The sequence below is a fragment of the Streptomyces sp. NPDC033966 genome, from assembly GCF_055575955.1.
The window spans coordinates 220,394-233,124 of the sequence record NZ_JBVIRQ010000013.1 but is presented as its reverse complement, the minus strand read 5'-3'; the positions used below and the strand labels follow the sequence as shown (position 1 = coordinate 233,124).

Here is a 12,731-nt window from a genome sequence, read left to right as displayed (position 1 = left end):
CCGCGTAACCGCCGCCGATCACGACCACGTGGGTGTTGTTCTCGCTCATCGTGTCCTCCTCCGTTGGGGTTCGGACACAAGACACCGGACGGCGGGAACCTGTGACAGGCTGTGAGCCAGATCACTCGGGGCGGGCTGGAACGGCCCCCTGCCGTCACGGCCTAGGCTGACGGGATGAGAAAGATCGAGATCGTTGCCGAACAGGGCGCGTGGCGGGGCGGGTTCGAGGAGCGGGTGCTGGCCGGGTACCGGGCCGCGGGGTGCTCGGAGCCGCTGGCCCGGGCCCTGCTGGAGCGGGCCGTGAAGGGGATAGAGGGCTGGACGGTGGCCACGGACGGCACCGGCTGGATAGCGGTCGGGGTGACGGAGGACAACGGGGCGGTGGTGGGCCGGATCCACGACCTCACGGTGGCGCGGGGGCGCGAGTGGGCCGAGCGGTGGTGCGCCGAGCGCGGCGCCGAGCGGGTGGAGGTCCGGCTCACCGGCGGGGCGGGGGCCTTCGCCGACTACCCCGTGCGGGGGCAGAACCGCATGCGCGCCGTGGCCGGACAGCCGCAGCTGCCGCCGGGGCTGACGGTCCGCCGGCTCACGGAGGAGGAGTACCCGGCCTGGTACGCCGCCGAGGAGGCCGCGTACGTGGCGGACATCGTCCGGGCCGGGTCCCTCACCCCGGAGCTGGCCAAGGAGAAGTCCGACCGGGACTTCGCCCGGTACCTCCCGCAGGGGTACCTGACCCCGGGGCACGCCTTCTACGCGATGGAGGCCGAGGGCCAGGTGATCGGCACCGGCTGGGTGAACCACGGGTACCTGCCGGGCGTCACCTTCGGCTTCTCGCTGGAGGTGTACGAGGAGCACCGCGGCAAGGGCTACGGCCGGGCCGCGATGGCCGTCGGCGAGTGGGCCACCCGGCAGGGCGGCGACGGGGCGTTGATGTTCAACGTCTTCGGCGGGAACGAGGTCGCGATGGGCCTGTACGACAGCACGGGCTTCACGGTCCTGGACGAGTTCCGCTCCGTCGACCTGCGCTGATCCGCCCGGCGGGGCCGGGCGGGGCCTGGGGCGGGGTTCAGCCGTTCAGTGAGGCCATGAGCTCGGGTGCGTACCGGTCCCCCGAGACCACACCGTGCGGCGCGACGGCGTCGATGGCGGCCAGGTCGGCGTCGGTGAGGGTGATCGCGGTCGCGGCGACGTTCTCCTCCAGGTAGCGGCGGCGCTTGGTCCCGGGGATCGGGACGGCACCCATGCGCAGGGTCCAGGCCAGCGCGAGCTGCGAGGGGGTGACCCCCTTCTCGGCGGCGAGGGACCGGACGCGGTCGACGACGGCGAGGTTGCGGTCGAAGTTCTCGCCCTGGAAGCGGGGGTCCGTACGCCTGAAGTCGTCGGCCGCGAAGTCGTCCGGGCTGGTCACGGCTCCGGAGAGGAAGCCCCGGCCGAGCGGGGAGTACGCGACGAGGCCGATGCCGAGCTCGCGCAGGGTCTCGCGTACGCCGTCGTGCTCGATCCCGCGCTCGAAGAGGCTGTACTCGGTCTGTACGGCGGCCAGCGGGTGCACCGCGTGGGCGCGGGCGATGGTGGCCGCGGCGGCCTCGCAGATCCCGATGTGGCCGACCTTGCCGGCGGCGACCAGCTCGGACATGGCGCCGATGCTCTCCTCGATGGGCACGGCGGGGTCGACGCGGTGCAGGTAGTAGAGGTCGATGCGGTCGGTGCCCAGGTGCCGCAGGGAGCGGTCGGCGGAGCGGCGGATGTACTCGGGCGTGCCGTTGTGGCCCCGCAAGGCTCCCTCGTCGGTGAACTCGACGCCGGTCTTCGTGGCGATGACGGCTGCGTCGCGGCGGCCGCGGAGGGCCTTGCCGAGGAGCTGCTCGTTGACGAAGGGGCCGTAGCCCTCGGCGGTGTCGAGCAGGGTCACGCCCAGTGCGAGGGCGCGGTCGATGGTGGCGAGGGACTCGGTCTCGTCGGTGGCTCCGTAGTGGGCGCTCATGCCCATGAGGCCGAGGCCTTCGGCGCCGACCTGCAGGCCCTGGCCGCCCAGTGCGCGGATCTCCATGGTGTCCTCCGGGGGGTGAGGTGGGGGGAAGTAACTAACTGGATAGTTTGAGTTTGCGCACGGGGTGCGGCAGATGTCAATAACCGGATAGTTACTTGCTAGGCTGCCCGCCATGGCACGGGATTCCAGCGCAACCAAGGCGCGCCTGCTCGACGCGGCGTTCTCCGAGTTCGCGGCGTACGGCATCGCCGGCGCCCGGATCGACCGCATCGCGGCGAACGCCCAGGCGAACAAGCGGCTCATCTACGTCTACTACGGCAACAAGGAACAATTGTTCGACGCCGTGCTCCAGCGCGCCCTGGAGACGGGCTCGGAATCCGTGCCCTTCGACGCGGAGGACCTGCCCGGCTACGCGGGGGCGGTCTTCGACCACTTCGTGGCGTACCCGGACCTGATGCGCCTGGTCCAGTGGAAGCAGCTGGAGCGGCCGGAGACCACCGAGCTCGTGGCGGACTCCTACCGGGGCAAGATCGCGGCGGTGGAGCGGGCCCAGGACGCGGGGCTGGTGGACCCGGATCTCGACCCGGCTGATGTGCTCACGCTGATCATGGGGCTGGCGCAGGCCTGGACCGGCGCGGCGGGCGGCCCCGCGACGGGCGGCCCGGGCGAGCCCTGGCCCGCCGAGCGGCTGGCCCGGCACCGCGAGACGGTGGTGGAAGCCGTCCGCCGCATGGTCCGGCCGCCGCACCCGCGGGGGTAGACCGGCGGCGGCCGGATCCGGGGTCAGGCCCGGGAGCGGGCGGTGGCCTGGGCGAGGAGCCTGAGGGCCGTGTGGTCCTCGGAGCCGGCCGGGGTGGTGGCCACCAGGAGCGTCTGGTCGTCGGTGACGCGCAGGGCCTGCTGGGTGACGGTCAGGGTGCCCACCAGCGGATGCCACATCCGCTGTTCGGCGGCGGTGCAGGGGCGGGCCCGGTGGTCGGCCCACATGGTGGCGAACTCGTCGCTCTTCATGCTGAGTTCGCCGACGAGGGCGCCGAGGAGCGCGTCGTCCGGGTGGCGGCCGGCCGCGTACCGCAGGTTGGCGACGGCGGCCCTGGCCTTCGACTCCCAGGTGCCGTAGAGCTCGCGCAGGTACGGGTCGAGGAAGATCAGCGCGGCCATGTTGGGCCGGTCCGCTGGCCGGTCGGGCGCCGTGGGGTCCAGGTGGCCGGCGAACAGGGCGTGCCCCAGGGGGTTCCAGGCCAGGATGTCGGCCCTGCGGCCGGTGAGGACGGCCGGGACCTCGGGCATGGACTCCAGCAGCCGGCGGGTCGCCTCGTCGACCCGTTCCGCCGGCGGGCGCCGGGCGGCGGGGCGCCTGACGGCCAGGCCCGCGAGGTCGTGCACGTGCCGCCGCTCGGCCTCGTCCAGGTTCAGCGCGCGGGCGAGCGCGTCCAGCACCTCGGGCGAGGCGTTGTGCGAATGCCCCTGCTCCAGCCGTGCGTAGTACGAGGCGCTGACCCCCGCGAGGAGTGCGAGTTCCTCGCGGCGCAGGCCGGGGACGCGGCGCCGCTCGCCGTACGTGTCGAGGCCGATGTCCGCCGGCGTCAGCCGGGACCGGCGGGCCTGCAGGAACGCGCCGAGGCTGCTCTGTCCGTCCATGCGACCCAGTATCGCGGGCCGCTCGGGCGCCAGCCTCTCCCTGCCGGGGATAGGCAGGGAAGGGTGTGGCTGTCCCGCCGGGCCCGCTCCAGGGTTGGAGCCATGAACACCACCACAGACACCATCGAGTTGGGCAACGTCGGCGTCACCCGGGTCCGCGAGTACTACGGACCGCTCGGGCTCGCCCCGCAGGAATTCATCCCCGGGAGCAGTGAGGACGTCTGGTCGGCGCACGCCGGTTGGCTGCGGCCCGACTTCGCGGACGGCGAGCCGCCCGTGTCCCAGGTCGCGCTGCAGACGTGGGTGCTGCGCAGCGAGGGCCGGGTGATCCTCGTCGACACCGGCGGCGGCAACCACAAGGCACGGCCCGGCACGCCCTGGGACCGCCAGGAGACGGCCTTCCTGGACGAGCTGGCCCGGGCCGGGGTCAAGCCCGAGGACGTCGACCTCGTGGTCAACACCCACCTGCACGGGGACCACGTCGGGTGGAACACCCGGCTGGACGGGGACAGCTGGGTCCCGACCTTCCCGAACGCCCGCTACCTGATCAACCGGAACGACTTCGAGTTCTGGAACCCCGCGAACGGCCACCCGTCCGTCCTCGGCGACGGCAACGCCGGCGTGTTCGAGGACAGCGTGGCGCCGGTCCACGCGGCCGGCCAGGTCGTGCTGTGGGAGGAGAGCCACCGGATCGACTCGAACCTGCGCCTCGACCTCGCCGCCGGACACACCCCCGGCTCCAGCGTGCTCACCCTCGCCTCCGGCAGCGACCGGGCGGTGTTCGTGGGCGACCTCCTGCACAGCCCGGTGCAGGTCATGGAACCGGACGCGAACAGCTGCTTCTGCGAGGACGCCGCGCAGTCCCGGGCCACCCGGCGCCGGCTGCTCGGCTGGGCGGCCGACCACAACGCGCTGCTGGTCCCGGCGCACTTCGGCTCCCACGGCGCCCTGGAGGTAGCGCGTGACGCGGGGGCCTTCGCGGTGAAGGGCTGGGCGCCGTTCGCCCCGTACACCCCGGGCGGGGAGGGCTGACGCCGTCCGGCGGCCGGGCGGGCCGCCGCGGGACGGGATGGCGAGTAGGGTCCCTCATATACAGGGACCAACGCATATGGAACGGATCCGATCCCCATGTACGCACCCGAGCGTCAGCACCGGATCGTCCAGCTGACCCAGGAGCGCGGACGCGTCGAAGTCCCGGCCCTGGCGGAGGAGTTCGGAGTCACGCAGGAGACCGTGAGGCGGGACCTGACCGCCCTGGAACGGGCCGGCCTGCTGCGCCGGGTGCACGGCGGCGCGCTTCCCGCCGGGGGGCTCCGCCTGGAGCCGGGGCTCGCCGAGCGCGATTCCACCGCCGCGGCCGCGAAGGAGCGGATCGCGCGGGCCGCGCTCGCGCTGCTGCCGGAGGAGGGCAGCCTGCTGCTGGACGCGGGCACCACCGTCTCCCGGCTGGCCGCCCTCCTCCCCCGCGACTCCACCCTCACCGTGGTCACCAACGCGCTCCCGGTGGCCGCCCGGCTCGCCGAGCATCCGGGGCTGCGCCTGCACATCGTCGGCGGCCGGCTGCGGCACCGTACGCAGGCCGCGGTGGACGCGTGGGCGCTGCGCGACCTCGCCGAACTGGAGCCGGACGTGGCGGTGGTCGCGGCCAACGGCTTCTCGGCGGAGGCCGGGCTGACCACGCCCGACCTGGCCGAGGCGGCGGTCAAGAGGGCCATGGTGGCCGGAGCCCGCCGTGTCGTGCTCGTCGCCGACTCCTCCAAGTACGGCGCCCGGCACTTCGCCCGCTTCGCCGCCCTGGAGCAGGTGGACGTGCTGGTCACGGACACCGGGCTGACCGACGGGCAGGCGGAGGAGATCGCCGGCCGCGGGCCGGAGGTCATCCGGGCCTAGTGGATCTTGTCGGCCTTGCCCGCGGTGGCTGGTGCCGTGCATGGCAAGGCGGAGGGGCGCCCGTGTACTGGACGTACTCGGGCGCTCCGACAACGCGGCCAGGTGCGGTGCCAGGCACCGCGGGCCCCGACGAGATCCGGAAGAGACGGCCGAGGGGGTGCCATTCGGATCAGGCCGGGAGACGGAAGCCGTTGAACAGGTCGTCCATGCCGCGCAGGGCCAGGCGGTCGGGGGCGGCGCGGACCGCGAGGTCGCGGGCCGCCGCCGCCAGCGGGTTGCGCAGGGCGCCGAGGCGGCCGACCCGGCGGGCCCGGACGCGTACGGCGTCGGTGCGGGCGCGGCGGGCCGCGGTGTAGGCGGCGAGGGCGGCCGGGACGGGGTCCCGGCCGCCCTCGCCGTCCTCGGTGTCCCCGGCGGGGAGCAGGTGGGCGAGGACCACGGCGTCCTCGATGGCCTGGCAGCCGCCCTGGCCGAGGTTGGGGGCCATGGCGTGGGCCGCGTCGCCGAGCCAGGCGGTCCGGCCGTGGTGCAGGCGCGGGAGCGGGGCGGCCAGCTCGTACAGGTCGTTCTGGAGGACGTCGGCGGGGGTGAGCCGGGCGACGCGGTCCAGCAGGGCCGGGATCGGGTCGTGCCAGGTGCCGAAGCGGCGGCGGAGCTCGGCACGGGGGTCGGCGCAGCGGGTGCCGGCCGGGAGGCGCGCGGTGGCGTAGAGGTAGTACCGGCCGTCGGCCAGCGGGGTCACCCCGAACCTCTCCCCCCGCCCCCAGGTCTCGCTCATGGCCGGTATCCGCAGGTCGGGGGCGTCCACGAGGGTCCGCCAGGCGGTCTCGCCGAGGTGGCGCAGCCCGGGGTGGGCGGGGAAGTGCGCACGGCGCAGCGGGCTGTGGATCCCGTCGGCGGCGACGACCAGGTCGGCGGTCAGGTCCGGTCCGCCCGCCGTACGGACGGTCGCGCGGCCCCCGGTGCCGTCGGGGCCCGCCGGGTCGACGCCGGTCACCGCGGTGCCGTAGCGCAGGGCCTCCGGCGGGAGGGCCGCGGCGAGGGCGGCGGTGAAGACCGGGCGCGGGACGGCGATCGGGGGGATGCCGTAGCGGGCCGCCATGTCCGCGGTCGCGGCCCGGGTGAGCCACCGGCCGTCGGGGCGGCGTACGCCCATGGTGCCGGGTACGGCGCTGCCCGCGGCGTGGGCGGCGTCGACGCCGATCGCCGCAAGTGCGCGCAGGGCGTTGGGGGCGAGGCCGATGCCGGCGCCGGTGGCCGGCGGTTCGGGGGCGCGTTCGCAGACGGTGACGCGCCAGCCCCGGCGGCGCAGGGCGAGGGCCGCCGTGAGCCCGCCTATCCCGGCCCCGGCCACCACCGCGTGACGTTCCGGCATCCGACACCCCTTCCGTTCGCCTCGGGCACCGTTCACGACGGCGGAGCCCCGACCCTACCGTCGTGGGCCGGGGCTCCGGCCGCGTGGTGTGCCCCGGGTGAAGCCGCGCCCCCGATGTCCTGACGCGGGGTCAGTGCTCCTGTGCCGTGACGGACTTGGCGTCCGCAACCGCCGGAACGGACGGCTCGGCGAGGAGGTCGTCGACGAGTACGAGCCGCGTCTCCGGCATCCTCTCCTCGATGGCCCCCGACATCATCTGGATGCCCTCCGGGTCCGGTACCGCGCAGCGCTCGCGGGTCTCCTCGTCCGGCCAGCGGGCGTACGCGACCCAGGTGCCGTCGTCCGCGCGGTGGAGCCGCGAGCCGTAGCTGCCGCACTCCCGCAGGATCGCCTCCGTCACCCGGCGCCAGCCCTCGCGGAACTGCTCCTCCTTGCCCGGCAGCAGCCGCCACCGGTAGATCACCGCGAACACGTTTCCCCCGTCGCTCCGTCGGCCGCCGCCGGTCGTGCGGCGCTCCGGGGTACACCGTACGGTGCGCGGCGACGGCGGCGGCGTCCGCGGGTCAGGAACCGCCCCGCGGGTGGCCGCCCCTGCGGCGGCGGACGGCCACCGCGGCCGCCGCCACGAGGAGCGGGCCGAGCGCGACGGGGCCCGCCCGGCGGGCCCCGGGAAGGCGTTACGCGGGGGCGGGCGCAGCGCCGGACTGCGGCGCGGCCTCGGCCGCGGTGTACGAGGAGGCGAAGGTGAACGCGTACGGGGACGGGCCGTGCTCCCTGAGGCCGGCCAGCCGCTCCAGGGCCTCCTCAACACTCGGGACGTGGCCGGCGGGGATCCACCAGAAGACCATGTGCGCCTCGACGTGCCGCTCGAACCAGTCACGGCGGCGGCGCATCACCTCCAGGTGCCCGCTGCGGTAGGTGAAGTCCCACAGCGCCTCCCGGCTCTCCCACACGGACATGTTGACGATGACGTTCTCACCCAGGGGGCGCAGGGCGGTGGCGTCGCCCTCCCCCTCCTCCGTGAGCCGCCACACGAAGCCGGGCGCCGCGTCGGCCGCGGAGTTGACCGGGTCGAGCATCTCGACGAACGGAGCCACGCGCGGGTCTTCCAGGGGGTGGCGGAGCGTCGCGACGTTGAGCTGGGCCAGGTGGACGGCGGCAGGGCCGTGCGGGGATGCGGTCATGACCCCATCCCAGCACGGCGGTTATTTCTATGTCAATGAGTATTGTTTTTAGAAGCCTCGACCACCACGCAGCACTCCCCGGGGCGGGCGTCCATCCGGGCGCGGACGGGACCGTCCGCGCCGAGCAGCCCTTCCAGCAGGGCGAGGTTCATTCCGCAGACGAGCGGCGGGAAGCGCTCGGCGACCGCATGGAAGGGGCAGTTGCGCATGCGGACCGCGGGCGCGGCCACCCCGGCCGCATCCTCGGGGCCCCCCTCCCCGCCCTCCCCGACTTCCCCGGCGCCCTCCAGGTGCGGTTCGTAGCCGCGGGCGGCCAGCACCTCCATCGCCTCTTCGAGCCCGGCGCAGGGCGCCGCCGGGCCGCGCAGGGCTTCGCCCCGGCGGCGCGCCGCCTCGCAGAGCCCGGCGTCGAGGCCCGCCCGCTCGGCGGCCTCGGCCAGCAGCTCGGCGGCCGTGAGGTAGTCGCGGGCCGGCAGCGACACCGACCACTCGGCGCGGGCCCGCGTGTAGACCTTGGCGGGACGGCCCGCCCCCGGCCCCGAACGGCCGGTCAGCCGGCGGCTGCCGCTCTCCAGCAGGCCCGCCTCGGTCAGCCTGTCCAGATGGTGCGCGGCGAGGGTGCGCGCGACCCCGGCCGCCTCGGCCGCCTCGTTCCGGCCGACCTCGCGGCCCTGCGCCACCACGTACTCGTACAGCCGGCGCCGCACGGGGTCCTGCAGCACCGCGATCGCATCGATGTCCTCCATCTCGCCATTCTAGGAACAACCGAGGTTGGAGATAGAAGGCCGGGCGGCACCCCGGGCGGACCTGACGGGGTGGAAGGTGACCGGGGAGGCCGGGAGGCGGTACGAAGGCGTACGTGAAGGAACACACCCAGACCGCGACCGTCCGCGTCTTCATCGCCCTCGCCCCGCCCGACGACGCGAAGGAGGAGCTGGAGCGGGCGCTCGCCCCCGCGTACGCGGCGCACCCGCACATGCGGTGGAACCGGGTCGAGGACTGGCACATCACCCTGGCGTTCCTCGGCGAGCTCCCGGTCACGGCCGTTCCGCCCCTGCGCCCCCGGCTCGCGGAGCTGGCGGCGGCACGCCGGCCCGTACGGCTGTCCCTGCAGGGCGGCGGACACTTCGACGAACGGGTGCTGTGGAGCGGGATAGGCGGGGAGCCGGCGGAGCTGCACGTACTGGCCTCCGAGGTGCGCGCCGTCGTCAAGGAGTGCGGCATCGGCTTCGCGGACCGGCCGCTGCGCCCCCACCTCACGCTGGCCCGGGCTCGGCGCGGCGACCCCTCCGCCGCACTGGAGGCCGCCGCCGGGCTCGCCGGCTTCAGCGGGCGGGAGTGGGGGGCGGAGCGTCTGCACCTGGTCGGCAGCAACATCGGCCGGGGCCCGGGGCCGATCCGCTACCGGGACATCGAGTCCTGGGCGTTCGGCGGCGGGAACTGAGGAACGAGGACCTCCGGAGGGCCGGATCGCGATCCGGAATTGCATGACCATGCGGCGGCATGCATAATCTTCCTATGTCTAAGGTCCTCACCTCCCTTCCCGCCGGCGAGCGCGTCGGCATCGCCTTCTCGGGCGGCCTCGACACCTCTGTCGCGGTCGCGTGGATGCGCGACAAGGGTGCCGTCCCGTGCACCTACACCGCCGACATCGGCCAGTACGACGAGCCCGACATCGCCTCGGTGCCCGGCCGTGCGAAGACCTACGGCGCCGAGATCGCGCGCCTGGTCGACTGCCGAGCGGCGCTGGTCGAGGAGGGCCTGGCCGCACTGACCTGCGGTGCGTTCCACATCCGCTCGGGCGGGCGGGCCTACTTCAACACCACCCCGCTCGGCCGCGCCGTGACCGGCACCCTGCTGGTCCGGGCCATGCTGGAGGACAACGTCCAGATCTGGGGCGACGGCTCGACCTTCAAGGGCAACGACATCGAGCGGTTCTACCGCTACGGACTGCTCGCCAACCCGCACCTGCGGATCTACAAGCCGTGGCTGGACGCGGACTTCGTGACCGAGCTGGGCGGCCGCAAGGAGATGTCGGAGTGGCTGCTGGCCCACGACCTCCCCTACCGCGACAGCACCGAGAAGGCGTACTCCACCGACGCCAACATCTGGGGCGCCACCCACGAGGCCAAGACCCTCGAGCACCTGGACACCGGCGTGGAGACCGTCGACCCGATCATGGGCGTCCGGTTCTGGGACCCGTCCGTCGAGATCGCCACCGAGGACGTGACGATCGGCTTCAACCAGGGCCGCCCCGTCACGATCAACGGCAAGGAGTTCTCCTCCGCCGTGGACCTGGTCATGGAGGCCAACGCCATCGGCGGCCGCCACGGCATGGGCATGTCGGACCAGATCGAGAACCGGATCATCGAGGCCAAGAGCCGCGGCATCTACGAGGCGCCGGGCATGGCCCTGCTGCACGCCGCGTACGAGCGCCTGGTCAACGCCATCCACAACGAGGACACCCTCGCCCAGTACCACAACGAGGGCCGGCGTCTCGGCCGGCTGATGTACGAGGGCCGCTGGCTGGACCCGCAGGCCCTGATGGTCCGGGAGTCCCTCCAGCGCTGGGTCGGCGCGGCCGTCACCGGCGAGGTGACCCTGCGGCTGCGGCGCGGCGAGGACTACTCGATCCTCGACACCCGGGGCCCTGCCTTCAGCTACCACCCGGACAAGCTCTCCATGGAGCGCACCGAGGACTCGGCCTTCGGCCCGGTGGACCGGATCGGCCAGCTCACCATGCGCAACCTGGACATCGCCGACTCCCGCGCCAAGCTGGAGCAGTACGCCGTGCTCGGCCTGATCGGAACCGGCAGCCCCGCCGTCGGCGCCGCGCAGGCGGCCGCGACCGGGCTGATCGGCACCATGCCGGAGATGCCGGAGGGCGGCGCCGAGGCCATCGCCTCGCGCGGCGAGGTCTCCGCCGACGAGCAGATGCTGGACCGCGCCGCGATGGAGTTCGGCACGGACTGACCCCTCGGCGGGCGGTACGACGCGAAGGACCGGCCCGGCGCCCCGGAGGCGCCGGGCCGGTCCTTCGCGCGTCCCGGGGCTCAGTACACGAGCTTGTACGTCACGTCCTTCGGCACCGGGTGCGGGGCGGTGCCGGTGTAGAGCAGCCGGATCGTGGTGAAGCGCCGGACGTCGGGGCGCTCGGGCCAGGGCTGCGGCTTGCTCAGGGTCACCGTCACCGGGTAGGCGCGGAAGTGGCCCGCCGCGCAGTACGGGCGGCAGTCGTTGACCATGTCGGTCCCGGTGGCGGTCGCGCTGCCCGGCCCCCAGCTCTCCCAGCGCAGCCCGACGAGCCGGTTGTTGCCGTCGCCGCAGGCCAGCAGGTACTCCTCGGGGCGGACCTGGGGCTTGGCGAAGCAGTCGACCACGACGAGCGGGTCCGGGTCCGGCGCGCGGGTGCGGGCGGCGGAGGCCGGGACGGCGGCGGCCGCGAGGACCGCGAGCGCGCACAGCAGCACCGCCCTGCGCGCCCCGTGCCGGCGTACCCGTACGGGTCGGGTCCCTCGCGAAGCTTCCATGGCGTCCACCAGCCCCTCCTCGCCGGTCCGGCCCGCCGCCGGCGCCGCGGCACTGCCCAGCTTTCCGTATCCGGCCGCGCCCCGCACCCGCAGGAGGTACCGGGGCCGGGTCCCGGCCGAGCGGCCGGCTCACCGCCCGGTCCGGCCGCTGGACCCCGCCCGCGTCCCGGGCGTTCCGCACCCGGATGAGCTCGGGGCGGAGTGGGAGGATCCCGTTGACCCCGGCCCCCTACGTGCCGGTAACTTGGTGGCCGCCCAAGAGGATCCGACCGGAGAGAACGGAAGACCCGTGGCAGATCACGACCTGACCGGCTTCACCAGCGGCACGTTCACGCACGAGGGCACCACCCGGCGGCTGCTGCGCCGGGGCACGGGCCCGGCGGTGATCGTCATGGCGGAGATCCCGGGCATCACCCCCAAGGTCCTGGAGTTCGCCGAACGGGTGGCGGAGGCGGGGTGCACCGCCGTGCTGCCCGTGCTCTTCGGCGAGCCCGGCCGGGACGCGGATCCCCGCACCGCGGGCTGGCCGAGGACGGGGCGTTACGTGGCCTCGACCATGCGGCGGGTGTGCGTGAGCCGGGAGTTCACGCTGCTGGCCACCGGGCGCGCGTCGAGGGTGGTGTCGTGGCTCCGGGCGCTCGCCGCGGCCGAACACGAGCGGTGCGGCGGTCCCGGGGTCGGCGCCGTCGGGATGTGCGTGACCGGGGGTTTCGCGCTGGCCATGGCCACCGACCCGCGCCTGCTCGCCCCGGTGCTGTCCCAGCCGTCGCTGCCGCTGGCCTGCACCCCCGGCCGTGCGGGCCGCATCGACATCTCCCCCGAGGACCTGGCGGTCGTACGCGGGCGCTGCGAGCGCGAGGGCCTCCAGGTGCTCGGTCTGCGCTTCCGGGGCGACCGGCTGGTGCCCGGCGACCGCTTCGCGTACCTGCGCCGCGAGCTGGGCGACGCGTTCGTCGCCGTCGAGCTGGACGACGCCGCGGCCAACCCCGGCAGCGCGCTGCCCCCGCACTCCGTCCTGACGGAGCACCTGGTCGACGAGCCGGGACAGCCCACGCGGCAGGCGCTGGACACCGTCCTCGACCTGTTCCGGACCCGGCTGCTGGCGGCCGAGCCCGGCTGAC

The 12,731-nt window shown here is 74.4% G+C and carries 14 protein-coding genes; 7 read left to right on the top strand and 7 right to left on the bottom strand.

All coding sequences use genetic code 11. The features are described from left to right. Window positions 1-174: 174 nt before the first annotated feature. Window positions 175-1,029, top strand: a complete 855-nt coding sequence (locus tag ACZ518_RS31470; protein WP_469116430.1) for a GNAT family N-acetyltransferase — start codon at window positions 175-177, stop codon at window positions 1,027-1,029. Window positions 1,030-1,066: 37 nt separating this feature from the next. On the opposite strand, the gene ACZ518_RS31465 is transcribed toward ACZ518_RS31470, so the two are convergent. Continuing rightward, a complete protein-coding gene (locus ACZ518_RS31465) occupies window positions 1,067-2,050 on the bottom strand; it encodes an aldo/keto reductase (protein ID WP_469116429.1) in 984 nt (327 codons plus the stop codon). A gap of 112 nt (window positions 2,051-2,162) precedes the next feature. Here ACZ518_RS31465 and ACZ518_RS31460 point away from each other — a divergent pair, with 112 nt between their 5' ends. Continuing rightward, window positions 2,163-2,750: a TetR/AcrR family transcriptional regulator gene (locus ACZ518_RS31460; protein WP_469116428.1), complete on the top strand. Its 588-nt coding sequence runs from the start codon at window positions 2,163-2,165 to the stop codon at window positions 2,748-2,750. A 23-nt stretch (window positions 2,751-2,773) separates the two neighbouring features. On the opposite strand, the gene ACZ518_RS31455 is transcribed toward ACZ518_RS31460, so the two are convergent. Further along, window positions 2,774-3,631, bottom strand: a complete 858-nt coding sequence (locus ACZ518_RS31455) for a helix-turn-helix domain-containing protein (protein WP_469116427.1) — start codon at window positions 3,629-3,631, stop codon at window positions 2,774-2,776. A gap of 102 nt (window positions 3,632-3,733) precedes the next feature. Here ACZ518_RS31455 and ACZ518_RS31450 point away from each other — a divergent pair, with 102 nt between their 5' ends. Both ACZ518_RS31450 and ACZ518_RS31445 read left to right on the top strand, forming a co-directional pair. After that, a complete protein-coding gene (locus tag ACZ518_RS31450; RefSeq protein ID WP_469116426.1) occupies window positions 3,734-4,663 on the top strand; it encodes an MBL fold metallo-hydrolase in 930 nt (309 codons plus the stop codon). A 96-nt stretch (window positions 4,664-4,759) separates the two neighbouring features. Then, window positions 4,760-5,521, top strand: a complete 762-nt coding sequence (locus tag ACZ518_RS31445; protein WP_469116425.1) for a DeoR/GlpR family DNA-binding transcription regulator — start codon at window positions 4,760-4,762, stop codon at window positions 5,519-5,521. A 169-nt stretch (window positions 5,522-5,690) separates the two neighbouring features. Here the strand turns inward: ACZ518_RS31445 and ACZ518_RS31440 are convergent, their stop codons facing one another. The 4 genes from ACZ518_RS31440 to ACZ518_RS31425 all read right to left on the bottom strand — a co-directional run bounded on the left by ACZ518_RS31440 (window position 5,691) and on the right by ACZ518_RS31425 (window position 8,826). After that, window positions 5,691-6,896 carry an FAD-dependent oxidoreductase gene (locus tag ACZ518_RS31440; protein ID WP_469116424.1) on the bottom strand — a complete coding sequence of 402 codons (1,206 nt, stop codon included), beginning with the start codon at window positions 6,894-6,896 and terminating at the stop codon, window positions 5,691-5,693. A 130-nt stretch (window positions 6,897-7,026) separates the two neighbouring features. After that, complete coding sequence (locus tag ACZ518_RS31435) at window positions 7,027-7,368, bottom strand: putative quinol monooxygenase (RefSeq protein ID WP_469116423.1); 342 nt, start codon at window positions 7,366-7,368, stop codon at window positions 7,027-7,029. A gap of 205 nt (window positions 7,369-7,573) precedes the next feature. Then, complete coding sequence (locus ACZ518_RS31430; RefSeq protein ID WP_469116422.1) at window positions 7,574-8,080, bottom strand: DUF3291 domain-containing protein; 507 nt, start codon at window positions 8,078-8,080, stop codon at window positions 7,574-7,576. Between the two features lie 32 nt (window positions 8,081-8,112). After that, window positions 8,113-8,826, bottom strand: a complete 714-nt coding sequence (locus ACZ518_RS31425; RefSeq protein WP_469116421.1) for a helix-turn-helix transcriptional regulator — start codon at window positions 8,824-8,826, stop codon at window positions 8,113-8,115. A 113-nt stretch (window positions 8,827-8,939) separates the two neighbouring features. On the opposite strand from ACZ518_RS31425, the gene thpR reads away from it, so the two are divergent. Next, window positions 8,940-9,524, top strand: coding sequence for an RNA 2',3'-cyclic phosphodiesterase (gene thpR / locus ACZ518_RS31420; protein ID WP_469116420.1), 585 nt, complete (start codon window positions 8,940-8,942; stop codon window positions 9,522-9,524). Window positions 9,525-9,598: 74 nt separating this feature from the next. Further along, a complete protein-coding gene (gene argG, locus ACZ518_RS31415; protein WP_469116419.1) occupies window positions 9,599-11,053 on the top strand; it encodes an argininosuccinate synthase in 1,455 nt (484 codons plus the stop codon). An 80-nt stretch (window positions 11,054-11,133) separates the two neighbouring features. Here the strand turns inward: argG and ACZ518_RS31410 are convergent, their stop codons facing one another. Continuing rightward, complete coding sequence (locus ACZ518_RS31410; protein ID WP_469116435.1) at window positions 11,134-11,610, bottom strand: hypothetical protein; 477 nt, start codon at window positions 11,608-11,610, stop codon at window positions 11,134-11,136. A gap of 289 nt (window positions 11,611-11,899) precedes the next feature. Between ACZ518_RS31410 and ACZ518_RS31405 the strand changes: the two genes are divergently transcribed. Further along, window positions 11,900-12,730 (top strand): dienelactone hydrolase family protein, encoded by an 831-nt coding sequence (locus ACZ518_RS31405; protein WP_469116418.1) that lies wholly within the window; start codon window positions 11,900-11,902, stop codon window positions 12,728-12,730. The last annotated feature ends 1 nt before the right edge of the window (window position 12,731 follow it).

What these genes read in the sequence shown, in the direction of transcription:
- ACZ518_RS31470 (WP_469116430.1), top strand. Translation starts at nt 175, where the DNA reads ATGAGAAAGATCGAGATCGTTGCCGAACAGGGCGCGTGGCGGGGCGGG.
- ACZ518_RS31465 (WP_469116429.1), bottom strand. Translation starts at nt 2,050, where the DNA reads ATGGAGATCCGCGCACTGGGCGGCCAGGGCCTGCAGGTCGGCGCCGAA.
- ACZ518_RS31460 (WP_469116428.1), top strand. Translation starts at nt 2,163, where the DNA reads ATGGCACGGGATTCCAGCGCAACCAAGGCGCGCCTGCTCGACGCGGCG.
- ACZ518_RS31455 (WP_469116427.1), bottom strand. Translation starts at nt 3,631, where the DNA reads ATGGACGGACAGAGCAGCCTCGGCGCGTTCCTGCAGGCCCGCCGGTCC.
- ACZ518_RS31450 (WP_469116426.1), top strand. Translation starts at nt 3,734, where the DNA reads ATGAACACCACCACAGACACCATCGAGTTGGGCAACGTCGGCGTCACC.
- ACZ518_RS31445 (WP_469116425.1), top strand. Translation starts at nt 4,760, where the DNA reads ATGTACGCACCCGAGCGTCAGCACCGGATCGTCCAGCTGACCCAGGAG.
- ACZ518_RS31440 (WP_469116424.1), bottom strand. Translation starts at nt 6,896, where the DNA reads ATGCCGGAACGTCACGCGGTGGTGGCCGGGGCCGGGATAGGCGGGCTC.
- ACZ518_RS31430 (WP_469116422.1), bottom strand. Translation starts at nt 8,080, where the DNA reads ATGACCGCATCCCCGCACGGCCCTGCCGCCGTCCACCTGGCCCAGCTC.
- ACZ518_RS31425 (WP_469116421.1), bottom strand. Translation starts at nt 8,826, where the DNA reads ATGGAGGACATCGATGCGATCGCGGTGCTGCAGGACCCCGTGCGGCGC.
- argG (WP_469116419.1), top strand. Translation starts at nt 9,599, where the DNA reads ATGTCTAAGGTCCTCACCTCCCTTCCCGCCGGCGAGCGCGTCGGCATC.
- ACZ518_RS31410 (WP_469116435.1), bottom strand. Translation starts at nt 11,610, where the DNA reads ATGGAAGCTTCGCGAGGGACCCGACCCGTACGGGTACGCCGGCACGGG.